This is a genomic window from Xenophilus azovorans DSM 13620 (assembly GCF_000745855.1).
GTDB lineage: Bacteria > Pseudomonadota > Gammaproteobacteria > Burkholderiales > Burkholderiaceae_C > Xenophilus > Xenophilus azovorans.
On record NZ_JQKD01000016.1, the window covers coordinates 52,474 to 74,694 of the forward strand.

The window sequence follows — 22,221 nt, forward strand, 5'->3', positions numbered from 1 at the left end:
ACCAGCAATCACGCTGATAATCGTTCGCATCCCCCGCCGCCGGCTGGCGGCGGAACGGTTCCATTTCCAAGTCCCCGGAGGAGTTCCATGTCCCGATCCCTTCAGCGCCGTGCCGGCGCCCTGCGCCTGGCGCCCCTGGCCGCCGCCTTCGCCCTCGGCGGCGCCGCGCTGCCCGCCTTCGCCCAGGGCGAGCTCACGCTCTACACGACGCGCGAGCCGGGCCTGATCCAGCCGCTGCTGTCGACCTTCACGGCGCAGACGCAGATCAAGGTGAACACGGTGTTCGTCAAGGACGGCCTGCTCGAGCGCGTGCAGGCCGAGGGCGCCCGTTCGCCCGCCGACGTGCTGATGACGGTGGACGTGGGCAACCTGCTGGACCTGGTGGAAGGCGGCGTGACGCAGCCGGTGAAGTCGGCGGCGCTGGAGTCGGCCATCCCCGCCAACCTGCGCGGCGCCGACGGCCAGTGGTTCGCCCTGTCGATGCGCGCACGCGTGCTGTACGCCGCCAAGGACCTGAGGCTCACCAGCTTCCGCTACGAGGACCTGGCCCAGCCGAAGTGGAAGCAGAAGGTCTGCATCCGCGCCGGCCAGCACCCCTACAACACGGCGCTGATCGCGGCCATGATCGCCCACGACGGCGAGGCCAAGACCGAGCAGTGGCTGCAGGGCGTGAAGGCCAACCTGGGCCGCAAGGCCACCGGCGGCGACCGCGACGTGGCGCGCGACATCCTGGGCGGCATCTGCGACATCGGCGTGGCCAACTCCTACTACGTCGGCCAGATGAAGGCGTCCAAGGAAGGCAGCGACGCACGCAAGTGGGGCGACGCGATCAAGGTCATCCGCCCAACCTTCGACAACCCGGGCAGCGGCACGCACGTCAACATCAGCGGCGCCTCGGTGGCCAAGCATGCACCGCAGCGCGCCAACGCCGTCAAGCTGCTGGAGTTCCTGGTCTCCGAGCCGGCGCAGCGCATGTACGCCCAGGCCAACTACGAGTACCCGGTGCGCAAGGGCGTGCCGCTCGACCCGATCATCGGCCAGGCCATCGGCGAGCTGAAGGTCGACCCGCTGCCCCTGACCGAGATCGCCAAGCACCGCAAGCAGGCCAGCGCGCTGGTCGACAAGGTCGGCTTCGACAAGTGATGCGGCAGGCGACGGCCGGTTGATGCCTGGCCCGCTGGCATCCCGCCTGCCGGCCGGGCTGCGTCCGGTCGGCCCGCTGTGGCGCGGCGCGTCGGTGCTGATCGCGCTGGGCGTGCTCGCGCCCGTGCTCTCGCTGGCCTGGCTGGCCGCGGGCAGCAGCCTGGCGCACTGGACGCACCTGCTGGCGCACGTGCTGCCCTCGGCGGCGCTCAACACTGCCGTGCTGCTGGCCGGCGTGGGCGCGATGGTGCTGGTCATCGGCACCGGCTGCGCCTGGCTGGTGACCGCCTGCGACTTCCCCACGCGGCGCGTGCTGCACTGGGCGCTGCTGCTGCCGCTGGCGATGCCGACCTACATCGTCGCCTTCGCCTACCTCGACCTGTTGCACCCGCTGGGCCCCGTGCAGGGCGTGCTGCGCTGGATGCTGGGCTACGACAGCCCGCGCCAGTGGCGCCTGCCCGACCTGCGCACGATGGCCGGCGCCATCTTCGTGCTGGGCCTGGTGCTCTACCCCTACGTCTACATGACGGCGCGGGCGATGTTCATGACCCAGCCCGCGCACCTGCTCGAAGCGGCGCGCTCGCTGGGCGAGACGCGCTGGGGCGCCTTCCGCCGCGTCGCCCTGCCGCTGGCGCGGCCCGCGCTGGCGGTGGGCGTGAGCCTGGCGCTGCTGGAGACGCTCAACGACATCGGCGCCTCCGAGTTCCTCGGCGTCAACACGCTCACGGTGGCCGTCTACACCACCTGGATCACCCGCTCCGACCTGGCCGGCGCGGCGCAGATCGCCTGCGCGATGCTGGCGGTGGTGGTGATGCTGGTGCTGCTGGAGCAGCACGGCCGGCGCCACCAGCGCTTCGGCTCGGCGCAGCGCATGCGCGCCATCCGCCCTCGCCCGCTGCAGGGCGCCGCGGCCTGGGGCGCCTGCGCGCTGGGCTGGCTGCCGGTGCTGCTGGGCTTCGCCGCGCCGGCCGCCTACCTGGCCTGGGAAAGCTACAAGCGCCTCAGTCTGGGCGGCGGCGTCTCGGCCGGCCTGGTGGCCAGCCTGGCGAACACCATCACCCTGGCCCTGGGCGTCACGGTGGCGGCGGTGCTGGCCGGGCTGGTGGTGGCCTGGGCCGTGCGCCACACCGCCAGCACCGTGCGCACGCCGCGCTGGCCGGCGCGCCTGGCCAGCCTGGGCTATGCGCTGCCGGGCACGGTGCTGGCCATCGGCCTGCTCACGCCGGCGCTGGGCCTGGACGCCCTGCTAGCGCGCAGCCTCGGCCTGCCGGGCCTGCCGCTGATGGCCGCCGGCGTGGTGCTGGTGGCCGCCTGCGCCATCCGCTTCCTGGCGATGCCGGTGGGCGGCATCGAGGCCGGCCTGGCGCGCATCCCGCCCGCGCTGGAACAGGCGGCCCGCTCGCTGGGCGAGACGCCGCTGGGCGCGCTGCGCCGCGTGCACCTGCCGCTGCTGCGCCCGGCGCTGGCCGCCAGCGCGCTGCTGGTCTTCGTCGATGCGATGAAGGAGCTGCCCGCCACGCTGCTGCTGCGCCCCGCCAACTTCGACACCCTGGCCACCTGGCTGTATGCCGAGGCCGCGCGCGGCACCTACGAGGAAGGCGCGATCGCCGCGCTGGCCATCGTGGTCGCCGGCCTGCTGCCGGTGGCCTGGCTGGCGCGCACGCAGCTCGCCCTGCCGCACGTGGACGCGCTGCCCGCGCCCGAGTGACCTCCTTGCCCGCCCGCCCCCATCGATGAGCACCCCCCTCCCGCCAGACGCCCGTACCGCGCCCGCCGACCTGCGCATCGCGCGCCTGCGCCTGGCCTACGACACGCCGCGCGGCCCGCACACGGTAGTCGACGGCTTCGACCTCGCCCTGCCCGCCGGCCGCATCGGCTGCCTGCTCGGCCCCTCCGGCTGCGGCAAGAGCACCGTGCTGCGCGCCATCGCCGGCTTCGAGCCGGTCCGCGAGGGCGAGATCCACGTGGGCGAGCGGCTCGTCTCGTCGCCCACCGTGCACGTGCCGCCGGAGGCGCGGCAGGTCGGCCTGATGTTCCAGGAATACGCCCTCTTCCCGCACCTCGACGCGGCCGCCAACGTCGGCTTCGGCCTGCGGCGCCTGCCGCGCGCCGCGCGCCAGCAGCGGGTGCGCGAGATGCTGGCGCTGGTGGGCCTGGGCGACATGGCGGGGCGCTACCCGCACGAGCTGTCGGGCGGGCAGCAGCAGCGCATCGCGCTGGCACGTGCACTGGCGCCGGCGCCGGCGCTGATCCTGCTGGACGAGCCTTTTTCCAACCTGGACGGCGCCACCCGTGAGCGCCTGACGGCCGAGGTGCGCGACATCCTGCGCGCCGCCGGCCAGACCGCCGTGCTGGTGACCCACAACGCCGCCGAGGCGCGGGCGATGGCCGACTTCGTCGGCGTGATGCACGGCGGGCGATTGAAGGACTGGACGGCAACACAGGACTGAGATGCCGACAATGACGGCTTTGCTTCCCCGACAAGAGAAAGAAAGCCCCATGCGACTCCTGCACACCATGCTGCGCGTCGGCGACCTGCAGCGCTCCATCGACTTCTACACCAAGGTGCTCGGCATGACGCTGCTGCGCACCAGCGAGAACCCCGAGTACAAGTACAGCCTGGCCTTCGTCGGCTACGGCAACGGCAACCCCGAGCAGGCCGAGATCGAACTGACCTACAACTGGGGCACCGACAGATACGACCTGGGCAACGCCTACGGCCACATCGCCCTGGGCGTGCCCGACGCCTACGCCGCCTGCGAGAAGATCAAGGCCGCCGGCGGCAACGTCACCCGCGAGCCGGGGCCGGTCAAGGGCGGCACCACCGTCATCGCCTTCGTGACGGACCCGGACGGGTACAAGATCGAACTCATCCAGCGCGACTTCGAGGCCGCGGGCGGCGGGCTGCGCTGAACGCTGCCTTCAGGGCAGGACCACCGTGCCCTGGTGGAACACCGCCTGCCAGCCCTGGCCCGCGCGGCGCCAGAGCGTGCTGCGCAGCGTGACGCGGCCCGGCTGCTCCAGCGTGTACGTCAGCAGGCAGTGGTCCGAGCCCAATTCGCGCACGTGCCAGTCGCGCGTGACCCAAGCCTCCTCCGGCGGCTTGGCGGCGCGCTGCGAGAGCACCTCCAGGCAGAAGTCGCGGCTGTAGCGCCGACCCGAGGCGCCGATCTCCCAGAAATCCGGCGCGACGATGCGGCCGAAGTCCTGCGGCGTCGCCGCATGCGAGGCCGCGTGGAAGCGGTCCTCCATGCCGCGCAGTTCGGCCAGCAGGGGCTGCAGGCGCTCCGGCGTGTCGAGTTCCGGCGCCATGCGGCAGGGCCGGCTCAGGCCGGCGCGCCCAGGATCAGCTGCGTCTGCGTCACCACCGCGCACAGCCGCCCCTCGGCATTGGTGATCGTGGTCTGCCAGACGTGGGTGGTGCGTCCGCGGTGCAGCGCGATGCTCTCGCCGCGCACGCGCGTGCCGACCTTCGCGCCGGCGATGAACTTGGTGCTCGAATCGGTGGTGGTGGTGCGCTGGCCGGCCGCCAGGTTCACCACCGTGCCCACCGCGCCCAGCGTGTCGGCGAAGGCCATGTAGGCGCCGCCGTGCAAGATGCCGCCGGAGGTGCACAGGTCGGGCCGCACCTCCATCTCGGCCACGATGCGCTCGGGCGCCGCCTCCAGCAGCGTCACGCCCATCAGGCCGGGGAACAGGGGCTGCAGCAGCGTCTGCAGGCCGGCGAGGTCGGTCATCGGTGCGTTCTCCTTGTGGGTGTCGTCAACAGCCCAGCGCATCGGCGAGCGCGCCGATGTCCTGCACGTGCAGGTCGTTGCCTGGCTGCGGCGAGACGTCCTTCGGCTTCGCGGCGCCGAACTCCAGCGGCCGCTGGATGTACGCGGTGGCCAGGCCGCACACGCGCGCGGCGGCCAGGTCGTCGTGGTGCGCGGCCGCCAGCATCACCTGGCTGGGCGCCACGTCGAAGACCGCGGCCACGCCGAGGTAGGTGCGCGGATCGGGCTTGTAGGCCTTGAACACCTCGGCCGAGAGGATGCAGTCCCAGGGCAGGCCGCCGCGCTTGGCCATCTCGGTCAGCAGGCCGATGTTGCCGTTCGAGAGCGTGCAGACCGTGTACCGGCGCCTGAGCCGCGCCAGGCCCTCGGCCGCATCGGGCCAGGGCGGCAGCCGGTGCCAGGCGAGGTTGAGTTCGCGCCGCGCCTCGGCGTCGAGCCGGTCGGCCACGCCGAAGTCGCGCAGCACGGTCTCGAGGATGCCGCGGTGCAACTCGTCGATGAGGGTGAAGCCGCCCTCGCCCGCCGCCATGCGCTCCATCACCCCGCGCATGGCGGGCTGGTAGCCGGCACGCCAGGCGAACGCGAAGGCCTCGGCGTCCACGCCGGGCAGCATGCGGCGCACCTCGGCGGCGATGCCGCCGTGCCAGTCCACCACGGTGCCGAAGACGTCGAAGGCGACGACCTTCAGCGCGCCGGGCTCGAAGGCCGCGGGCGCCACGGCAGCGATCATCGCGCCAGCGCCGACGCCTCGCGCGCCAGCGCCTCGATGCGGCCCCAGTCCTTGGCCGCGATGGCGTCGGTCGGCACGATCCACGAGCCGCCCACGCAGGCCACGTTGGGCAGCGCCAGGAACTCGTGCGCGTTGCCGGCGTGCACGCCGCCGGTGGGGCAGAACTTCACGTCGCCGAAGGGGCCCTGCCAGGCCTTGAGCATCGGCACGCCGCCGGCCTGGACGGCGGGGAAGAACTTCAGCTCGGTGTAGCCGTCCTCTTGCGCCAGCATGATCTCGCTGCCGGTGGCCACGCCGGGCAGGAGCGGCAGGCCCAGGTCGTGGCAGGCCTTGCCGACGGCGCGCGTGTAGCCGGGGCTGACGCCGAAGCGCGCGCCGGCCAGGGCCGAGGCCTGCGCGTCGGCCGCGCTGCGGATGGTGCCGGCGCCGGGCACCGCCTCGGGCACTTCCTTGGCGATCGCCTCGATGCATTCCAGCGCCTCGCGCGTGCGCAGCGTCACCTCCAGCATGCGGATGCCACCGGCCACCAGCGCGCGCGCCAGCGGCACGGCGTCGCCCACGTCGTGCAGCACGATCACGGGGACGACGGGCGCGTCGCGCATCACGTCCAGCGCGGTGAGTTCGGTCGAGGGAGCGTCGGGGTTCACAGCCATGTGCAGGCTCCTTGTTCAGCAGTCGTTGCGTTGCGCCGCATGCCGGCGAAGAGTTCGCGGCCGAGGCCGTGGCCGTCCTCCTCGCGCTGCGCGTCGGTCATTGTCGCCAGCGGGCGGGCGTCCCACTCGTCCTTCGGCACCAGGGCCTCGAGCGTACCGGCCACGGCGTCGAGGCGGATCAGGTCGCCGTCGCGCACCTTCGCCAGCGGGCCGCCGTCGGCCGCCTCGGGCGAGAGGTGGATGGCGGCCGGCACCTTGCCGGAGGCCCCGCTCATGCGCCCGTCGGTCACCAGCGCCACCTTGAAGCCCTTGCCCTGCAGCACCGACAGCGGCGGCGTGAGCTTGTGCAGCTCGGGCATGCCGTTGGCCTGCGGGCCCTGCCAGCGCACCACGCAGACCACGTCGCGCTCCAGCTCGCCGGCGGCGAAGGCCTTCTGCAAGGCGCCCTGCGAATCGAACACACGCGCCGGCGCCTCGACGACGTGCCGGTCGTCGGGCACGGAGGAGACCTTGATGACGCTGCGCCCGAGGTTGCCGGTGAGCAGCTTCAGGCCGCCGGTGGCGCTGAAGGGCTCGGCCGCGGGCCGCGCGACGTGGAGGTTGCGCGAGGGCAGCGCGCTCTCCCAGTGCAGCACGCCCTCGGCCGAGGGCTCGCCACGCATCGCCGGGATGTGCGCCCACTCGCCGATGCCGCCGGGGCGCACGGTGAGCACGTCGCCGTGCATCAGCCCCGCGCCCAACAGCTCGCCGATGACGAAGCCCGGGCCGCCGGCGGCCTGGAACTCGTTCACGTCGGCGGTGCCGTTCGGGTACACGCGGGTGAGCAGCGGCACCACCTCCGACAGGCGCGAGAAGTCGTCCCAGTCGATCACGATGCCGGCCGCGCGCGCCACCGCGACCCAGTGGATCAGGTGGTTGGTCGAGCCGCCGGTGGCCAGCAGCGCCGCCATGGCGTTGACGATGCAGCGCTCGTCGACCAGTTGGCCGATGGGCGGCACCGGATAGCGCTCCTGCGGCGTGACGCCGCTCATCGGCGTGCCCTCGCCGAGCACCGTGCGCACCGCCTCGCGCGTGAGCGCCTCGCGCATCGCGTCGCCCGGCTGGACGAAGGCGGTGCCCGGCACGTGCAGGCCCATCGCCTCCATCAGCATCTGGTTGCTGTTGGCGGTGCCGTAGAAGGTGCAGGTGCCGGGCGCGTGGTAGGCCTTCATCTCGGCGTCGAGCAGGCCCTCGCGGCCGACCAGGCCCTGCGCCGCCTGCTCGCGCACCTTGGCCTTGGCGCTGTTCGAGAGGCCCGAGGGCATCGGCCCGCCAGGCACGAAGACCATCGGCAGGTGGCCGAAATGCAGCGCGCCGATCAAGAGGCCCGGCACGATCTTGTCGCAGATGCCCAAGAGCAGCGCGGCGTCGAACATGTCGTGCGTGAGCGCGACCGCGGTGCCCATCGCGATCACGTCGCGGCTGAACAGGCTCAGCTCCATGCCCGGCGTGCCCTGCGTCACGCCGTCGCACATGGCCGGCACGCCGCCGGCCACCTGCGCGGTGGCGCCCAGGCGGCGCGCCTCGTGCTTGATGACGTCGGGGTAGTGCTGGAAGGGCGCGTGCGCCGAGAGCATGTCGTTGTAGGCGGTGACGATGCCGATGTTGGGCGCGCGCTCGGTGACCACCTTGAACTTGTCGCTGGCCGGAATGCCGGCCACGGCGTGCGCCACGTTGGCGCAGCCCATGCGGTCGGAGCCGCGCTGGCGCGTGCGCATCTCGGCGACGCGCTTCAGGTAGGGGTCGCGCGAGGGGCGGCTGCGCTCGCGGATGCGCTCGGTGACGGCGAGCAGCGTGGAGTGGGGCTTTGTCATGGGGCGCGGGGCGATGGCTGGCAATGCCGCCCGGGAGTGGTCGGCAGGCGTATTCATCCTACCAATGATGCGCGACGCGGCGCATACCGGCAGGCCCTCGCGGCGATACGCTGGCGCGGTCTTGCGGGCGGCGTCCCGGCCGGTCAGGCGCCCAGCCAGGCCAGCGCCTGCGCGCGCAGCTGCGGCAGCGGCGCCGTGGCCGGCACCGCCAGCACGTCGGGCTCGCCCACGGGCGATTCGAGCGCCTCGAACTGGCTGTCCACCAGGCTGGCGGGAAAGATGTGGGCCGGCGCCCTCGCCTGCACGCGGGCGCGGGCCTCCTCGCGGTCGATCTCCAGGAAGACGAAGCGCAACCGCGGCACGGCGGCGCGCAGGCGCTCGCGGTAGGCGCGCTTGAGGGCCGAGCAGCTCAGCACCGCGCCGCCGGGGTGCGCTGCCAGCTCGCGGGCCAGGCAGTCCAGCCAGCCGGCGCGGTCGGCGTCGTCCAGCGGCAGGCCGCCTCGCATCTTGCGGATGTTGTCCTGCGGATGGAAGGCGTCGCCCTCGATGAGCGGCAGGCCCAGCGCGCCGGCCAGTTGCTCGCCGAGGCTGGACTTGCCGCAGCCGGACACACCCATCACCACCACCCAGGCCGGCGCCGGCAAGCCTGCGCAGAAAGCGGAACGCCCGGCGTCGGCCGGGCGTTCGCAGGGCATGTCAGGTTCGCTCACACCTGCTCAGTCGATCAGCCGCACCTCAACCCGGCGCGCCTGCGCGTTGCTGCCGCTGCCGGTGGTGACGGCGGGCTTCTCCAGCGTGATCTTCTCGGCCGGCACGCCCAGGCCGGCGAGCACGTCGCGCACCGTCTCGGCGCGCTTCCTCGCGAGCTGCTCGTTGACCGCCGCGTCGCCGGTGGTGTCGTGGAAGCCGGAGACGATCGCCTTGCGTCCGGACTCCACGCCCTTGAGCACGATCGCCAGCGCCTCGGCGGCGCCGGGCGCGATGTCGGCGCTGCCGGTGGCGAAGTAGAAGTTCACCGTGTCGCCCTCGACGCGGATGCTCGCGCCCTCGGGCACGGTGGCCACCACCGTCTCGGTGATGACGGCCACGCTCGTGGCGGGCGCGCCCGCCTGCGCCGCAGCGCCCTCGGCGGCGTCCGCCTGCGGCAGCCCGTAGTGATAGACGGCCGCGCCCACCACGCTCAGGACGACGAGGGCAATGAGGGCGAAGATCAGCCCGAGCGCGAAGCGCTGCTGGCTGTCCTCGTCGGAACGCGTGGACATCGGATGGTCTCCCAGGGAAAGAGGACGGTAAATAATCGGTTCGTGAACCATGAGCGCGAAATTGTAGGCGCCGCGGCGCCGGGCCCTGCCGGACCGGATCGGCTGCCCGCGCCCCTGCGCGACCCCCAGCCCCTGCTCGACCGGACGATCCACGAATGGGGCGGCCACCAGGACCTCTGGCTGTTCGGCTACGGCTCGCTGATCTGGCGGCCCGAGTTCGACTTCGCCGAGCGGCGCCCGGCCAGGGTGCACGGCTGGCACCGGGCGCTGAAGATGTGGAGCCGCGTCAACCGCGGCAGCCCCGACAACCCCGGCCTGGTGTTCGCGCTGCTGGCCGGCGGCAGTTGCCAGGGGCTGGTGTTCCGCGTGCCGGCCGTGCAGGGCCTGGAGACGCTGGGCCGCCTGTGGCTGCGCGAGATGCCCACCGGCGTGTACGACCCGCGCTGGCTGCACTGCATCACGCCGGGCGGGCCGGTGCGGGCGCTGGCCTTCACACTCTCGCGCCGCAGCCCCAACTTCACCGGCACCCTGCCCGACGCGCGCTACCGCGAGATCTTCGCCAGCGCCACCGGGCGCTACGGTACCTCGCTCGACTACGCACGCCAGACCCTGGAGGAGCTGCGCCGCCACGGCATCCGCGACCAGGCCCTGGCGCGCCTGCTGCGGCTGGCCGGATCGCTCGAAGAGGCGGCATCGGCTGACGCGGCGGCGACGGGCGGCGGGGCTACGCTGCATCTTCCCAGCCAGCCGGCCCCCGCCCGCCAGCCGCCTTCTTCATCCAACGGAACCACCTGACATGATCCGCACGAACACCCTCGCGACGGCCGCCGCCGTCATCGCCGCCGCGGCAGCGCTGTCGGCCTGCAGCGGCATGGGCACCGGCCGCGCCGCGGCCCGCGCCGACCTGCGGCCCACCGCGGCCGTCCAGCCCAACACGACCACCGGCACCGTCCGCTTCACCGCGCTGGACCACGGCGTGCGCGTGGCCGGCGAGGTGCGCGGCCTGCCACCAGGCACCGAGCACGGCTTCCACATCCACGAGAAAGGCGACTGCGGCGACAACGGCAACGCCTCGGGCGGGCATTTCAACCCCGCCGGCGGCACGCATGGCAAGTTCGGCTCCGCCGGCACCCATGCGGGCGAACTGCCGAGCCTGGTGGCCGATGCGTCGGGCGTCGCGCGCTTCCGGGTCGACGTGCATGCGATCTCGCTGAGCGAGGGCGCGGCCAACAACGTGGTCGGCCGCGCGCTGGTGGTGCACCGCGACCGCGACGACTTCACCACCCAGCCCGCCGGCAACTCCGGCCCGCGCATCGCCTGCGCGGTGATCGTGCCGGGCTGAACGGCGGGGCGCCTATGAGGCGCCCCTGCCCTTCTTCCCGTTCTTCTTCCCCTCCTTGGGCGCCGGCTTCCTGTTGACGTAGCTGGCGTTGCCCAGGCCGGTGCCGACGGTGAGCACCGCCCAGCGCTTGACGTCGCGCATGAAGGGCAGCTCCGACAGGCCCTGCACCACCGCGTCGTTGTGCATCAGCACCTGCGTCGGCGCCTCGCCGACGAGCGGCAGCTGCTCGCGCAGCGCCGTCGGCAGGTGGAAGCTGTCGGCCGCCCAGTTGCCCGGCAGGTTCTGCGCGCCGCGCGCGATGGTGCCGTCCTCGCGGATCAGCCCCGGGCAGGCGATGCCGACGAAGGGCGCCAGGCGGATGCGGTGGCGGCGGCTCCAGGCGATCATCTCCTGCAGCATGTTGACCAGCCCGTCCACCAGCGCGGTGCGGCTGGGCTCGTCGTCGGCGTGGCGCCACTTGATGCGCCGCGCGACCCGGGCGCGCGACAGGTCCTGCGCCTTGCCGCGGCGGAACTCGACGATGCCGCAGCGCACGTTGGTGCCGCCGATGTCCAGCGCCAGCAGCGCGTCGGCGTGCTCGGCGAAGTGCGGCGGCGCCAGGTGCACCCAGCCGATCAGGCCGCCGTCGTCCGCCTCGTGGCGCAGCCGCGCCAGTTCCACCGGCACGCCGTCCGCATGGCACAGCGCGGCCGCCTGCAGGATGGTGCGCTCGCCGACCTCGCTTTCGGAGAAGCCGCCGCCGATGACGACGCGGCGCACGCCCTTCCAGCTCTTCTGCCGCATGAAGCGGCGCACCACCTGCGCCAGTTCGTCGGCGAACACCTCGACCGAGCCGCGCAACAACTCCGCGGCCTGCCGGCCGGCCTTGCCGCGCAGGGCGCGGTCCAGCGTCTTCTTGCCGAGCTTGGCCGAAGGCAGCCGGCCCAGGGGGTCGGCATGGCCCTCGTCGCGCAGGCGGCGGCGCCGCTCGTCCAGCAGGCGGCGGAAGGCGGTCTGGCTGGCGCGGTCGCCGATGAAGCCGTCGTCGTCCTCCACCTCCAGGTTGTAGCCGGCGATGTCCACCAGCGGCAGTTCGGTCGGGCCGTGGTGCGCGCCGACGACGCTGGGTGCGTGGGCCTTCTTCGTCATGTTCCGATGTTGCGCGGCGGCGGAGGCCGGCGCGTGTAGGAGCACGGCGGCAGTGCGTTGCGGGGCCGATCGCTAAACTGCCGCGATGCGTACCTGGCTGACGAAGGCCCTCGGCCTGCTGGCGATGCTGACGCTGGGCTTCGGCATGCACGGCGCCGCGGCGCAGGACGGCCGGCCGCTGACCATCGGTTCCAAGCGCTTCACCGAGTCGTACATCCTGGCCGAGCTGCTGGCGCAGGCCGCCGCGCCGCACCTGCCGGCGCGGCCCGTGGTGCGGCAGGGGCTGGGCAACACGGCCATCGTGTACGAGGCCCTGCGCTCGGGCGCGATCGACCTCTACGCCGAATACACCGGCACCATCTCGCAGGAGATCCTCAAGAGCCCCCGCCCGCTGTCGATGCAGGCGATGAACGAGGCGCTGCGCCCGCTGGGGCTGGGCACGGCGGTGCCGCTGGGCTTCAACGACGGCTACGCCTTCGCCATGCGCGCCGATGCGGCGCAGCGCCTGGGCATCCGCACGCTGAGCGACCTGGCGAAGCACCCCGAACTGAAGCTGGGCCTGACCAACGAGTTCATCGGCCGCGCCGACGGCTGGCGCGGCGTGCAGTCGCACTACGGGCTGCCGCAGACGCCCACCGGCCTGGACCACGGCATCGCCTACGACGCCATCTCGGCCGGGCAGGTGGACGTGATCGACATCTACACCACCGACGCCAAGATCGGGCACCTGGGCCTGGCGGTGCTGGAAGACGACCGGGCGTACTTCCCGCGCTACGACGCGGTGCTGCTCTACCGGCTCGACGTGCCGCAGCGCTTCGCGCCGGCATGGGCGGCGTTGCAGGCGCTGGCGGGCCGCATCGACGAGCCCGCGATGATCGGCATGAACGCGCGGGCGGAGCTGGAGGGCGCGGGCTTCGACGCGATCGCGCGCGACTTCCTGGCCGCGCGCGGCGGCGGCGCCGCGCCCGCCGCTTCCGCGGCCGGCGCGGGCGGCTTCATGGCCCGGCTGTTCGGCCCGGACCTGGGCCGCCTGGCGCGCGAGCACGTGCTGCTGGTGGCCGTGTCCACCGGCATCGCGGTTCTGCTGGGCGTGCCGCTGGCGGTGGCCGTGTTCCCGCATGCGCGGCTGCGGGCGCTGGTGCTGGCAGCCACCGGCCTGCTGCAGACGGTGCCCTCGCTGGCCCTGCTGGCGGCGCTGATCTCGCTGCTGGGCGCCATCGGCACCCTGCCCGCGCTGGTGGCGCTCACGCTGTACGCGCTGCTGCCCATCATGCGCAACACGGTGGCCGGCCTGGCCGAGGTGTCGGCGGGGCTGCGGCAGGCCGGCACCGCACTGGGCATGACGGGCGCGCAGAACCTGCGGCTGGTGCAACTGCCGCTCGCGCTGCCGACCCTGGTGGCCGGCGTGCGCATCGCCGCCACCATCGGCGTGGGCACCGCCACGCTGGCCGCCTTCATCGGCGCCGGCGGCTTCGGCGAGCGCATCGTGACGGGCCTCGCGCTCAACGACCGCGCCCTGCTGATGGCCGGCGCGCTGCCCGCCGCCGTGCTGGCGCTGGCGAGCGAGCTGCTGTTCGAGGCGCTGGAATGGTGGCTGCGGCGCGGGCGGGGCTGAAGCCCGCCGCAGCGTGCCGCATCAGGCGTTGGTGTAGGCCGTCTTCACCGTGGTGAAGAACTCCTGCGCGTAGCGGCCCTGCTCGCGCGGGCCATAGCTGCTGCCCTTGCGCCCGCCGAAGGGCACGTGGTAGTCCACCCCCGCGGTGGGCAGGTTCACCATCACCATGCCGGCCTGCGCGTGGCGCTTGAAGTGGGTCGCGTACTTCAGGCTCGTCGTCGCGATGCCCGCCGACAGCCCGAACGGGGTGTCATTGGCCACCGCCAGCGCCTCGTCATAGTCCTTCACCCGGATCACGCTGGCCACCGGCCCGAAGATCTCCTCGCGGTTGATGCGCATGCCGGGCGCCGACTCGCTGAACAGCGCCGGCGCCATGTAGTAGCCCTCGGTATCGCGCTTCAGGCGCTCGCCGCCCACGGCCAGCGTGGCGCCTTCGCTCCTGCCGATCTCCACGTAGCTCAGGTCCTGCTCGATCTGCGACTGGCTGGAGACCGGCCCGATGTCCGTGCCCTGCGCCAGCGCGTCGCCCACCTTGAGCTTCGCCATGCGCGCCTTCATCGCCTCGATGAACTTCGGGTAGATGCCCTCGGTGACGATCAGGCGGCTGGAGGCCGTGCAGCGCTGGCCGGTCGAGTAGAAGGCGCTCTGCACGCACAGCTCCACCGCCTGCGCGAGGTCGGCATCGTCCAGCACCACCTGCGGGTTCTTGCCGCCCATCTCCAGCTGCACCTTCTTGTGCGTCTCGGCGCAGGCCACGGCGATGCGCCCGCCCACGCCCACCGAGCCGGTGAAGCTGATGGCATGGATGCCGGCGTGGTTGACCAGCGCGTCGCCGATCACGCTGCCGCGGCCCATCACCAGGTTGAACACCCCCGCCGGAATGCCCGAGCGGTGGATGATCTCCGCCAGCGCCCAGGCGCTGCCGGGCACCAGGTCGGCCGGCTTGAGCACCACGCAGTTGCCGAAGGCCAGCGCCGGGGCGATCTTCCAGGCGGGAATGGCGATGGGGAAGTTCCACGGCGTGATCAGGCCCACCACGCCCACGGGCTCGCGGGTGATCTCGATGCCGATGCCGGGGCGTACCGAGGGGATCGCCTCGCCGGCGAGGCGCAGGCACTCGCCGGCGAAGAACTTGAAGATCTGGCCTGCGCGTGCCGCCTCGCCGATGCCCTCGGCCTTCGTCTTGCCCTCCTCGCGCGCCAGCAGCGTGCCCAGCTCCTCCTTGCGCGCCAGGATCTCGTTGCCGATCTTCTCCAGCGCCTCCGAGCGGGCCTGGACGCCGCCGGTGGACCAGGCCGGGAAGGCCGCCGTCGCCGCGGCCACGGCGGCATCGACCTGCGCGGCGTCGCCCTGCGTGTAGCGGCCGATCACGTCCGACAGGTCGCTGGGATTGACGTTGGGGCTGTAGCCCGTGCCGGCGACCCACTCGCCATGGATCAGGTTGTTGAACTCATTCACGGGCAATGTCCTCGTTGCTGCTGGGATAGGGCCGGCCTACACCGCCGCATGCGTCTCCACGTAGAGCGCGTAGAGCGAATGGCTGCTCGCCATGTAGAGCCGGTTGCGCTTGGGTCCGCCGAACGCCAGGTTGGCGCAGCGCTCGGGCAGGCGGATGAAGCCGATGGGCCGGCCGTCCTTGTCGAACACTTTAACGCCGTCCATCTCCTCGGGATGGCCCAGGGGCGGGTACGCCTTCATGCCGCCGCCGATGTCGGCCGGCTCGGAGGCCAGCGCGCCGCTGAAGCCCCAGCCGCACCAGAGGTTGCCGTCGCGGTCCACCTTGAAGCCGTCGAAGGCGCCGGGCCCGCCGGCGTCGATGAGCTTGGTCTTGTTCGACAGGCCGGTCCCGTCGGCCGAGACGTCGAAGCGCCACATGCTGCGGTTCGGCGTGCCCTTCCACTCGATCACGTACAGGTGCTTCTCGTCCGGCGAGAAGGCCAGGCCGTTGGGGTTGACGATGTCCGTCACGACGGCGGTGATCCGCCCGTCCCTGCCGATGCGGTAGACGTTGGTGGTCGCCTGCTCGGGCGTGGCGCGCGAGCCCTCCCATTCGCCGTTGATGCCGAACAGCGGATCGGTGAACCAGATGCTGTCGTCGGACTTGACGACGACGTCGTTCGGCGCGTTCAGGCGCTTGCCCTCGAAGCGGTCGGCCAGCACGGTCATGCGGCCGTCCTTCTCTGTTCGCACCACGCGGCGCGTGACCGAGTGCTCGCAGGTCACGAGGCGGCCCTGGCGGTCGCGCGCGTTGCCGTTGGCGTAGTTCACGCCCTGCTTGTGCACCGAGAAGCGGCCGGTCTTCTCCTCGTACTTCATGAGCCGGTTGTTCGGGATGTCCGACAGGATCAGCGTGCCCGTCTCGGGGAAGTACGCCGGCCCTTCGGCCCAGCGCATGCCGCTGCCGAGCTGCTCGAGCGTGCTGCTGTAGATGCGGTACTTGGCGAAGCTCGGGTCCAGGATGTGGACCGCCGGGTCGGGGTAGCGCTGGTGCGGCCTGAAATCGAAGGACTGGGCGGCGGCTGCGCTGCCCAGCGCGCCGAGGGCCGAGGCGCCGGCGGCCCCGAGCAGGCGGCGGCGGTTCATGGTCTGGCTCATGTCGTGTCTCCGGTGATCGATCCCGTCGCGAGGGCTGGGCGCCGCGCGCTCAGCGCACCATGCAGGGACGCTTGTTGTCGAAAGTCCAGCCCGGGATCAGGTACTGCATGGCGACGGCGTCGTCGCGCCCACCCAGGCCGTGCTCCAGGTACAGCGCATTGGCGCGCTGCAGCGCCTCGCGGTCCACCGTCACGCCCAGGCCGGGCGCCTGGGGCACCTCGATGAAGCCGTCGCGGATCTGCAGCGGGTTCTTCGTCAGGAACTGGCCGTCCTGCCAGATCCAGTGCGTGTCGATGGCGGTCACCCTGCCCGGCACCGCCGCCGCCACGTGGGTGAACATGGCCAGCGAGATGTCGAAGTGGTTGTTGGAGTGCGAGCCCCAGGTCAGCCCCCAGTCGCGGCAGGTCTGGCCCACGCGCACGCTGCCGGCCATGGTCCAGAAGTGCGGGTCGGCCAGCGGGATGTCCACCGACTGCAGCGCCAGCGCATGCGCCATCTGGCGCCAGTCGGTGGCGACCATGTTGGTGGCGGTGGGCAGGCCGGTGGCGCGGCGGAACTCGGCCATCACCTCGCGGCCCGAGAAGCCGCCTTCGGCGCCGCAGGGGTCTTCCGCATAGGCCAGCACGCCGCGCATGTCGCGCATCATGCGGACGGCGTCCTTCAGCAGCCAGCCGCCGTTGGGGTCCAGCGTGACGCGCGCCTGCGGGAAGCGCCGGGCCAGTGCGGTGACGGCCTCGACCTCCTGCTCGCCGGGCAGCACGCCGCCCTTGAGCTTGAAGTCGTTGAAGCCGTAGCGCGCGTGCGCGGCCTCGGCCTGGCGCACGATGGCCTCGGGCGTCATGGCCGCCATGTGGCGCACCTGGATCCAGTCGTCGGTGCCGGTGGCGTCCTCGCCGGGCTTCAGGTAGGGCAGGTCGGTCCTGTCGGAAGGGCCGACGAAGAACAGGTAGCCCAGCACCTCCACGCGCTCGCGCTGCCGGCCCTCGCCGAGCAGCGCCGCCACCGGCACGCCCAGGTGCTGGCCGAGCAGGTCCAGCAGCGCCGACTCGATGGCCGTGACGGCATGCACCGCGACGCGCAGGTCGAAGGTCTGCAGCCCGCGGCCGCCCGCGTCGCGGCCCGCCAGCGCCTGCTGCACCCGCTGCAGCAGCTGCAGGTGCGCGCCCAGCGGCTGGCCCGCCAGCAGCGGCCGGCTGTCTTCCAGCGCCTGGCGGATGGCCTCGCCGCCGGGCACCTCGCCCACGCCGGTGTGGCCGGCGCTGTCGTGCACCAGCAGCACGTTGCGCGTGAAGAAGGGACCGTGCGCACCGCTCAGGTTCATGAGCATGCCGTCGCGGCCGGCGACGGGGACGACCTCGATCCCGGTGATGGTGGGCGTGTGGGACATGGCGAAGGCTCCGCTCGGCCGCGCCCGCCTACTGCGGGCCCAGCTTCTCGATCAGCGCGGCCAGGTCGCCGGCCTCGGCGTCCGTCAGGTCCGACAGCGGCGGGCGCACCGGGCCGGCGCCGTGGCCGACGATCCGGGCGCCGGCCTTCACGATGCTCACGGCATAACCCGGCCGGCGGTTGCGGATGTCCAGGTAGGGCATGAAGAAGTCCTTGAGCAGGCGGTGCTGGGTCGGCTGGTCGTCGTCGCGCACGGCCTCGTAGAACTGCATCGCCGTCTTCGGGATGAAGTTGAAGACCGCCGACGAATACACCGGCGTGCCCAGCGCCTTGTAGGCCGCGGCATAGACCTCGGCCGTGGGCAGGCCACCCAGGTAGCTGAAGCGGTCGCCCATGCGCTGGTAGACCGCCACCATGGCCTCGATGTCGCCCACGCCGTCCTTGAAGCCCACCAGGTTGGGGCAGCGCTCGGCCAGGACGGCCAGCGTGTCGGGCTTGTACCGGGCCTGCGCGCGGTTGTAGACGATCACGCCGAAGTCCACGCTCCGGCACACCGCCTCCACGTGGGCGATCAGCCCCTCCTGGCTGGCCTCGGTCAGGTAGTGCGGCATCAGCAGGATGCCGTGCGCGCCGGCCTGCTCGGCGGCCTGCGCGTAGGCGACGGCCTGCCGCGTCGGCCCGCCGGCGCCGGCAATGATCGGCACCGTGCCGCGGCACACGTCCACGGCGGTCTGGATGATCTGCGGGTACTCCTCGGGCGTGAGCGAGAAGAACTCGCCCGTGCCGCCGGCCGCGAACAGCGCGCTGGCGCCGTAGGGCCCCAGCCATTCGAGGCGCCTGACGTAGCCGGCGCGGTCGAAGTCGCCGTTCGCGTCGAAGTCGGTGACGGGAAAGGACAGCAGGCCCGAACTCATGATCTGCTTGAGTTCCTGGGGGGTGTAGCTCATGGTGTGTGTTCCTGGGATGAAGAGATGGGGACGGGGAAGGACGGGCGGGATCGGCGCGGCATCACTCGATGCGCAGGCCGGCCTCCTTCACGAGCTGCGCCCAGCGCGCGCGCTCCTTGTTGAAGAACTGCTCCTCCTCGGCCGGCGCCATCGTCACGACCTCGGCGCCCTGCCCGGCCAGGCGCGAGCGGATGTCGGCCGAGCGGATGACCGCGATCAGTTCGCGGTTCAGGCGCTGCACCACCGCATCGGACGTGCCGCGCGGCGCGCGCACGCCCTGCCAGGTGCCGGACTCGAAGCCGGGCACGCCCTGCTCGGCGATGGTGGGCACCGAGCCCACCAGCGGCATGCGCGTGGCCTTCGACACGCCCAGCAGCTTGAGCTTGCCGCTCTGCACGTGCGGCAGCGTGGCCAGCATGCCGTTCATGAGCACCTGCGTCTGGCCGGCCACCGTGTCCTGGATGGACTGCACGCCGCCCTTGTACGGCACGTAGACCCACCTGGCCCCGGTGGCGCGCTCGACCGCCACGCCCGCCAGGTGCGGCGCGCTGCCGGTGGCGGTGACGGCGAAGTTCAGGTCGGTGGCCTTGGACAGCGCCACCAGTTCCTTCAGGTTGCCGGCCTTCACCGAGGGGTGCACCACCAGCAGGTGCGGCGAATAGGCCAGCATGGTCACGCCGCGCAGGTCGCGGGAGGGGTCGAAGGCCAGCTTCGTGTAGACGGAGGGGCTGATCGCCAGCGCGCCCACGTCGCACAGCAGCAGCGTGTAGCCGTCGGGCGCGGACTTGGCCACCAGGTCGGCGCCCAGGTTGCCGTTGGCGCCCGGCTTGTTGTCGACCACGACGGGCTGCCCCAGCGCATCCGACAGCGGCTGGCTGATGGCGCGCGCGATGATGTCCGACGAGCCGCCCGGCGGATACGGCACCACGATGCGGATGGGCCTGGACGGCCAGGCGTCCGCGGCGCGCACGGACAGGGGAGCGGCCACGGCCGCGGCGCTCAGGGCCGTGCCCAGCCATTGGCGTCGGTTCAGGTGCATGCGCTGTCTCCAGGGTTGGACGAATCAATCATCAGTCATCGTACAACTTGGAATGACTGTTTGCCAAGACCCCGGACACAAAAAAGCCGTGCCGGCTGGCGGCTCAGCGCGCGGCGCTGCCGCCCTCTCGCTGCGCCGCCTCTTGCGCCAGGCGCAGGCGCTCCCGACTGTTGGTCAGGTGGATGCGCATGGCCGCACGGGCCGAGTCCGGGTCGCGCCGCGCGATCGCCGCCAGGATCTCCTCGTGCTCGCGGTTCACCCGGCTGAGGTATTCGCCGCCGCGGTCCTGGTTGCGGATGGCATGGACCCGGGTGCGCGGGATGATGGTCGTGCCCAGGTGGGTCATGATGTCCGCGAAGTACGGGTTGCCGGTGGCCTGCGCGATCTGCAGGTGGAAGCGGAAGTCGGGCGAGACCGTGTCCCCCGCCGCCTGCACGTTGCGCTCGAACTCGTCCAGCGCCTCGCGCATGCCCTGCAGGTGCTCCTCGGTGCGGCGCAGCGCGGCCAGGCCGGCGGACTCGGTCTCCAGGCTGATGCGCAGTTCCAGCACCGCCAGCACGTCCACCGTGGTCGCGATGTCGGCCGCCTCCAGCCGGAACATGCCGGCCATGCCGCCGCCGCGCGGCCGCAGCACGAAGGTGCCGATGCCGTGGTGCGTCTCCACCAGGCCCGCGGCCTGCAGCTTCGACAGCGCCTCGCGCACCACGGTGCGGCTGACGCCGTAGGCCTGCATGATGGCCGACTCGGTCGGCAGCTTGTCGCCGGGCCGGATCTTCTGCGCGCGGATCTTGTCGCCCAGGTCTTCCACCAGGCCGTGGGCGAGGCTGCGGCCGCGCCGGCGGGGCGGCGGCGCGGGCCGCGAATCCCCCGGTTCGGAGGGCTGGGGCATCCCCGTTGACAGGCGCGACATGCGCTCATCATAATTCGCCGCCATGTTGTACGACAACAGATGACGTACAGCCTGACGCCCGACGGTCCGCCACTGGAGACACGCTTGCCTGCCGCCATCGCCCCAGAGTCCGATCCCGCTCGCGTGCACCCCCATCCCCTGCCCCGCCTGCTGCTCACGGGCGCCGCCGGGGGCCTGGGCCGGGTGCTGCGCGAGCGGCTGACGCCCTTCGCCCGCGTGCTGCGCGTGTCCGACGTCGCGCCGCTGGGCGCGCCGCGCGGCCCGCATGAGGAGGTGGTGCCCTGCGACCTGGCCGACAGGCGCGCCGTCGATGCCCTGGTGGCCGGCTGCGACGCCATCGTGCACCTGGGCGGCGTCTCGGTGGAGCGGCCCTTCGAGGAGGTGCTGGAGGCCAACATCCGGGGCGTCTTCCACGTCTACGAGGCGGCCCGCCGGCACGGCACGAAGCGCGTGGTGTTCGCCAGTTCCAACCACGTGACCGGCTTCTACCGGCAGGACGAGCGCATCGACGCCCATGCCGCGCGCCGGCCCGACGGCTACTACGGCCTGTCGAAGTCCTTCGGCGAGGATCTGGCGCAGTTCTATTTCGACCGCTACGGCGTCGAGACGGTGAGCATCCGCATCGGCTCCTCGTTCCCCGAGCCGGCCAACCGCCGGATGATGAGCACCTGGCTCAGCTACGACGACCTGGTGCAGCTCGTCGACAAGGCGCTGTTCACGCCCGGCGTCGGACACAGCGTCGTGTACGGCATGTCGGCCAACCGGACCGTCTGGTGGGACAACCACGCCGCCGCGCACCTGGGCTTCGCGCCGAAGGACAGCTCCGAGGTCTTCCGCGCCCGGGTCGAGTCGCAGCCGCCCGTGCCGGCCGACGACCCGAACGCCATCTACCAGGGCGGCGGCTTCACCGCCCAGGGCCCCTTCGGCGACTGAGAGGCCGGCCGTGACGGCGGAACTCGTGCTCGACGCGCGCAACGGCACCGGCGAGAGCCCGGTGTGGCACGCCGCCGAACAGGCGCTGTACTGGGTGGACATCCCCGCGCGGGCGATCCACCGCTGGTCGCCGGCGGACGGCCACCGCCAATGGACCACCGGCGAGATGCCCGCCTGCATCGCGGCGCGCGCCGGCCGGCCGGGCCAGTGGGTGGCGGGCATGGAAAGCGGCATCTTCGCGCTGCAGCTCGGCGACGACGGCCGCGCCGCGGCGACGCCGCTGGCCACCGTCGCGCACGCGGCGCCGGCCATGCGCTTCAACGACGGGCGCTGCGACCGCCAGGGCCGGCTGTGGGCCGGCACCATGTGCCTGGACATGGCCGCCGCGGTGCGCGCCGGCGCGTGGTACCGCTTCGGCGCCGGCGACGACGCCCTGCCCCCTCGGCTCACCGGCTTCATCGTCCCCAACGGCCTGGCCTTCAGCCCCGACGGCCGCACCATGTACCTGTCGGACTCGCACCCCGAGGTGCAGGCGGTGTGGGCCTTCGACTACGACACCGACAGCGGCACGCCCGCGAACCGGCGCCTGTTCGTGGACATGGCGCCCCTGCCCGGCCGCCCGGACGGCGCCGCCGTGGACGTGGACGGCTGCTACTGGATCTGCGGCAACGACGCCGGCCTGGTGCACCGCTTCACGCCCCAGGGGCGGCTGGACCGCTCGCTGGCCCTGCCCGTGAAGAAGCCCGCCATGTGCGCCTTCGGCGGGCCGCGGCTGGACACGCTGTACGTGACCTCGATCCGCCCCGGCGGCGACCTGTCCGGCCAGCCGCTGGCCGGCGGCGTGTTCGCGCTCGACCCGGGCACCCAGGGCATCGCCGAACCGGCCTTCGCCGGCTGAATCCGCACAAC

At 72.5% G+C, this 22,221-nt stretch carries 23 protein-coding genes; 9 read left to right on the plus strand and 14 right to left on the minus strand.

Going from position 1 to position 22,221, the window contains the following annotated elements; all coding sequences use genetic code 11:
• The first annotated feature begins 87 nt into the window (after nucleotides 1-87).
• From Q392_RS10410 to gloA, 4 genes are read left to right on the plus strand one after another with little or no spacing between them, the layout of a single operon-like run.
• Nucleotides 88-1,143: a Fe(3+) ABC transporter substrate-binding protein gene (locus Q392_RS10410; protein WP_051953229.1), complete on the plus strand. Its 1,056-nt coding sequence runs from the start codon at nucleotides 88-90 to the stop codon at nucleotides 1,141-1,143.
• Between the two features lie 22 nt (nucleotides 1,144-1,165).
• On the plus strand, nucleotides 1,166-2,851 hold the full coding sequence (locus Q392_RS10415; protein ID WP_038206292.1) for an ABC transporter permease: 1,686 nt from the start codon (nucleotides 1,166-1,168) through the stop codon (nucleotides 2,849-2,851).
• Nucleotides 2,852-2,876: 25 nt separating this feature from the next.
• Nucleotides 2,877-3,593, plus strand: coding sequence for an ABC transporter ATP-binding protein (locus Q392_RS10420; protein WP_051953234.1), 717 nt, complete (start codon nucleotides 2,877-2,879; stop codon nucleotides 3,591-3,593).
• Between the two features lie 49 nt (nucleotides 3,594-3,642).
• On the plus strand, nucleotides 3,643-4,056 hold the full coding sequence (gene gloA / locus Q392_RS10425) for a lactoylglutathione lyase (protein ID WP_038206038.1): 414 nt from the start codon (nucleotides 3,643-3,645) through the stop codon (nucleotides 4,054-4,056).
• 9 nt (nucleotides 4,057-4,065) lie between these two features.
• On the opposite strand, the gene Q392_RS10430 is transcribed toward gloA, so the two are convergent.
• The 7 genes from Q392_RS10430 to Q392_RS10460 all read right to left on the minus strand — a co-directional run bounded on the left by Q392_RS10430 (nucleotide 4,066) and on the right by Q392_RS10460 (nucleotide 9,417).
• Entirely contained in the window at nucleotides 4,066-4,455 is a 390-nt protein-coding gene (locus Q392_RS10430; RefSeq protein ID WP_038206041.1) for a nuclear transport factor 2 family protein, read from the minus strand.
• 14 nt (nucleotides 4,456-4,469) lie between these two features.
• Nucleotides 4,470-4,880, minus strand: a complete 411-nt coding sequence (locus Q392_RS10435; protein ID WP_038206044.1) for a PaaI family thioesterase — start codon at nucleotides 4,878-4,880, stop codon at nucleotides 4,470-4,472.
• 25 nt (nucleotides 4,881-4,905) lie between these two features.
• Nucleotides 4,906-5,649, minus strand: a complete 744-nt coding sequence (locus tag Q392_RS10440) for a haloacid dehalogenase type II (protein WP_051953236.1) — start codon at nucleotides 5,647-5,649, stop codon at nucleotides 4,906-4,908.
• Complete coding sequence (gene eda, locus Q392_RS10445) at nucleotides 5,646-6,302, minus strand: bifunctional 4-hydroxy-2-oxoglutarate aldolase/2-dehydro-3-deoxy-phosphogluconate aldolase (RefSeq protein WP_038206047.1); 657 nt, start codon at nucleotides 6,300-6,302, stop codon at nucleotides 5,646-5,648. The genes Q392_RS10440 and eda overlap by 4 nt, the downstream gene beginning before the upstream one ends.
• Nucleotides 6,293-8,155 (minus strand): phosphogluconate dehydratase, encoded by a 1,863-nt coding sequence (gene edd, locus Q392_RS10450; protein ID WP_038206050.1) that lies wholly within the window; start codon nucleotides 8,153-8,155, stop codon nucleotides 6,293-6,295. Before edd ends, eda begins: the two co-directional genes overlap by 10 nt.
• Nucleotides 8,156-8,298: 143 nt before the next feature.
• Nucleotides 8,299-8,772, minus strand: a complete 474-nt coding sequence (locus Q392_RS10455; protein WP_038206298.1) for a gluconokinase — start codon at nucleotides 8,770-8,772, stop codon at nucleotides 8,299-8,301.
• Nucleotides 8,773-8,871: 99 nt separating this feature from the next.
• A complete protein-coding gene (locus Q392_RS10460; RefSeq protein ID WP_038206053.1) occupies nucleotides 8,872-9,417 on the minus strand; it encodes an OmpA family protein in 546 nt (181 codons plus the stop codon).
• 102 nt (nucleotides 9,418-9,519) lie between these two features.
• Between Q392_RS10460 and Q392_RS10465 the strand changes: the two genes are divergently transcribed.
• Both Q392_RS10465 and Q392_RS10470 read left to right on the plus strand, forming a co-directional pair.
• On the plus strand, nucleotides 9,520-10,212 hold the full coding sequence (locus Q392_RS10465; protein ID WP_038206301.1) for a gamma-glutamylcyclotransferase: 693 nt from the start codon (nucleotides 9,520-9,522) through the stop codon (nucleotides 10,210-10,212).
• 1 nt (nucleotide 10,213) lies between these two features.
• Complete coding sequence (locus Q392_RS10470) at nucleotides 10,214-10,759, plus strand: superoxide dismutase family protein (protein WP_038206056.1); 546 nt, start codon at nucleotides 10,214-10,216, stop codon at nucleotides 10,757-10,759.
• Nucleotides 10,760-10,771: 12 nt separating this feature from the next.
• On the opposite strand, the gene Q392_RS10475 is transcribed toward Q392_RS10470, so the two are convergent.
• Complete coding sequence (locus tag Q392_RS10475) at nucleotides 10,772-11,887, minus strand: ROK family protein (protein WP_038206059.1); 1,116 nt, start codon at nucleotides 11,885-11,887, stop codon at nucleotides 10,772-10,774.
• 85 nt (nucleotides 11,888-11,972) lie between these two features.
• On the opposite strand from Q392_RS10475, the gene Q392_RS10480 reads away from it, so the two are divergent.
• The gene (locus Q392_RS10480; RefSeq protein WP_038206072.1) at nucleotides 11,973-13,502 is read left to right on the plus strand and encodes a glycine betaine ABC transporter substrate-binding protein; all 1,530 of its coding nucleotides are present in this window, start codon (nucleotides 11,973-11,975) and stop codon (nucleotides 13,500-13,502) included.
• Nucleotides 13,503-13,523: 21 nt separating this feature from the next.
• On the opposite strand, the gene Q392_RS10485 is transcribed toward Q392_RS10480, so the two are convergent.
• The 6 genes from Q392_RS10485 to Q392_RS10510 form a co-directional block, all read right to left on the minus strand.
• The gene (locus Q392_RS10485) at nucleotides 13,524-14,960 is read right to left on the minus strand and encodes an aldehyde dehydrogenase family protein (protein WP_038206076.1); all 1,437 of its coding nucleotides are present in this window, start codon (nucleotides 14,958-14,960) and stop codon (nucleotides 13,524-13,526) included.
• A gap of 36 nt (nucleotides 14,961-14,996) precedes the next feature.
• Nucleotides 14,997-16,097, minus strand: coding sequence for an SMP-30/gluconolactonase/LRE family protein (locus Q392_RS10490; protein ID WP_051953237.1), 1,101 nt, complete (start codon nucleotides 16,095-16,097; stop codon nucleotides 14,997-14,999).
• 49 nt (nucleotides 16,098-16,146) lie between these two features.
• Nucleotides 16,147-17,484: an enolase C-terminal domain-like protein gene (locus Q392_RS10495; RefSeq protein WP_038206079.1), complete on the minus strand. Its 1,338-nt coding sequence runs from the start codon at nucleotides 17,482-17,484 to the stop codon at nucleotides 16,147-16,149.
• A 28-nt stretch (nucleotides 17,485-17,512) separates the two neighbouring features.
• Nucleotides 17,513-18,430: a 5-dehydro-4-deoxyglucarate dehydratase gene (gene kdgD, locus Q392_RS10500; RefSeq protein WP_038206082.1), complete on the minus strand. Its 918-nt coding sequence runs from the start codon at nucleotides 18,428-18,430 to the stop codon at nucleotides 17,513-17,515.
• A gap of 61 nt (nucleotides 18,431-18,491) precedes the next feature.
• Complete coding sequence (locus tag Q392_RS10505) at nucleotides 18,492-19,469, minus strand: Bug family tripartite tricarboxylate transporter substrate binding protein (protein ID WP_038206085.1); 978 nt, start codon at nucleotides 19,467-19,469, stop codon at nucleotides 18,492-18,494.
• 103 nt (nucleotides 19,470-19,572) lie between these two features.
• Nucleotides 19,573-20,358: a FadR/GntR family transcriptional regulator gene (locus tag Q392_RS10510; protein ID WP_051953238.1), complete on the minus strand. Its 786-nt coding sequence runs from the start codon at nucleotides 20,356-20,358 to the stop codon at nucleotides 19,573-19,575.
• Nucleotides 20,359-20,502: 144 nt separating this feature from the next.
• Between Q392_RS10510 and Q392_RS10515 the strand changes: the two genes are divergently transcribed.
• Together Q392_RS10515 and Q392_RS10520 are read left to right on the plus strand one after the other, a co-directional pair.
• Complete coding sequence (locus Q392_RS10515; protein ID WP_038206324.1) at nucleotides 20,503-21,312, plus strand: NAD-dependent epimerase/dehydratase family protein; 810 nt, start codon at nucleotides 20,503-20,505, stop codon at nucleotides 21,310-21,312.
• Between the two features lie 10 nt (nucleotides 21,313-21,322).
• A complete protein-coding gene (locus tag Q392_RS10520) occupies nucleotides 21,323-22,210 on the plus strand; it encodes an SMP-30/gluconolactonase/LRE family protein (protein ID WP_038206091.1) in 888 nt (295 codons plus the stop codon).
• The last annotated feature ends 11 nt before the right edge of the window (nucleotides 22,211-22,221 follow it).

What these genes read in the sequence shown, in the direction of transcription:
- Q392_RS10410 (WP_051953229.1), top strand. Translation starts at nt 88, where the DNA reads ATGTCCCGATCCCTTCAGCGCCGTGCCGGCGCCCTGCGCCTGGCGCCC.
- Q392_RS10415 (WP_038206292.1), top strand. Translation starts at nt 1,166, where the DNA reads ATGCCTGGCCCGCTGGCATCCCGCCTGCCGGCCGGGCTGCGTCCGGTC.
- Q392_RS10420 (WP_051953234.1), top strand. Translation starts at nt 2,877, where the DNA reads ATGAGCACCCCCCTCCCGCCAGACGCCCGTACCGCGCCCGCCGACCTG.
- gloA (WP_038206038.1), top strand. Translation starts at nt 3,643, where the DNA reads ATGCGACTCCTGCACACCATGCTGCGCGTCGGCGACCTGCAGCGCTCC.
- Q392_RS10430 (WP_038206041.1), bottom strand. Translation starts at nt 4,455, where the DNA reads ATGGCGCCGGAACTCGACACGCCGGAGCGCCTGCAGCCCCTGCTGGCC.
- Q392_RS10435 (WP_038206044.1), bottom strand. Translation starts at nt 4,880, where the DNA reads ATGACCGACCTCGCCGGCCTGCAGACGCTGCTGCAGCCCCTGTTCCCC.
- Q392_RS10440 (WP_051953236.1), bottom strand. Translation starts at nt 5,649, where the DNA reads ATGATCGCTGCCGTGGCGCCCGCGGCCTTCGAGCCCGGCGCGCTGAAG.
- eda (WP_038206047.1), bottom strand. Translation starts at nt 6,302, where the DNA reads ATGGCTGTGAACCCCGACGCTCCCTCGACCGAACTCACCGCGCTGGAC.
- edd (WP_038206050.1), bottom strand. Translation starts at nt 8,155, where the DNA reads ATGACAAAGCCCCACTCCACGCTGCTCGCCGTCACCGAGCGCATCCGC.
- Q392_RS10455 (WP_038206298.1), bottom strand. Translation starts at nt 8,772, where the DNA reads ATGGGTGTGTCCGGCTGCGGCAAGTCCAGCCTCGGCGAGCAACTGGCC.
- Q392_RS10460 (WP_038206053.1), bottom strand. Translation starts at nt 9,417, where the DNA reads ATGTCCACGCGTTCCGACGAGGACAGCCAGCAGCGCTTCGCGCTCGGG.
- Q392_RS10470 (WP_038206056.1), top strand. Translation starts at nt 10,214, where the DNA reads ATGATCCGCACGAACACCCTCGCGACGGCCGCCGCCGTCATCGCCGCC.
- Q392_RS10475 (WP_038206059.1), bottom strand. Translation starts at nt 11,887, where the DNA reads ATGACGAAGAAGGCCCACGCACCCAGCGTCGTCGGCGCGCACCACGGC.
- Q392_RS10480 (WP_038206072.1), top strand. Translation starts at nt 11,973, where the DNA reads ATGCGTACCTGGCTGACGAAGGCCCTCGGCCTGCTGGCGATGCTGACG.
- Q392_RS10490 (WP_051953237.1), bottom strand. Translation starts at nt 16,097, where the DNA reads ATGAGCCAGACCATGAACCGCCGCCGCCTGCTCGGGGCCGCCGGCGCC.
- Q392_RS10495 (WP_038206079.1), bottom strand. Translation starts at nt 17,484, where the DNA reads ATGTCCCACACGCCCACCATCACCGGGATCGAGGTCGTCCCCGTCGCC.
- kdgD (WP_038206082.1), bottom strand. Translation starts at nt 18,430, where the DNA reads ATGAGCTACACCCCCCAGGAACTCAAGCAGATCATGAGTTCGGGCCTG.
- Q392_RS10505 (WP_038206085.1), bottom strand. Translation starts at nt 19,469, where the DNA reads ATGCACCTGAACCGACGCCAATGGCTGGGCACGGCCCTGAGCGCCGCG.
- Q392_RS10510 (WP_051953238.1), bottom strand. Translation starts at nt 20,358, where the DNA reads ATGCCCCAGCCCTCCGAACCGGGGGATTCGCGGCCCGCGCCGCCGCCC.